Origin of the sequence: Wolbachia endosymbiont of Glossina morsitans morsitans, from assembly GCF_000689175.1 — a bacterium.
Taxonomy (GTDB): domain Bacteria; phylum Pseudomonadota; class Alphaproteobacteria; order Rickettsiales; family Anaplasmataceae; genus Wolbachia; species Wolbachia pipientis.
On record NZ_AWUH01000167.1, the window covers coordinates 1 to 335 of the forward strand.

General features: G+C 34.3%; 1 pseudogene. It reads right to left on the reverse strand.

Annotated features, from left to right (window positions below):
- Positions 1–317: pseudogene (locus WGMM_RS04150) on the reverse strand (SGNH/GDSL hydrolase family protein); the annotation flags it as partial.
- Between the last annotated feature and the right edge of the window lie 18 nt (positions 318–335).

The window sequence follows — 335 nt, forward strand, 5'->3', positions numbered from 1 at the left end:
TTTAGAACCTTAAGTGCATTACATATTTCACTCACTGCTTGTTCCAACACTTCTTCCGCTTTAGTATCGTTATAAGCAGTGGCAACCATAACATCATTTCCGCCGATTATGATGCAAAATAAATCTTCTTTACCTATATCTGGATGATGTTTAATTACCGCATCTAGCTGGTTAGCTAAACGAAATTTATTGAAGAAATAAGAAAAAATAGGGTCAAAAATTTCAGATGCTGTTGCATATGAAACTGCGTAATTCTGACCTTGCTGTTCGTGGCATCTCCCAAAAAATGAATAACTCCACCCTAGGTTTAAATTCATCTAAATCTAAATATTTTG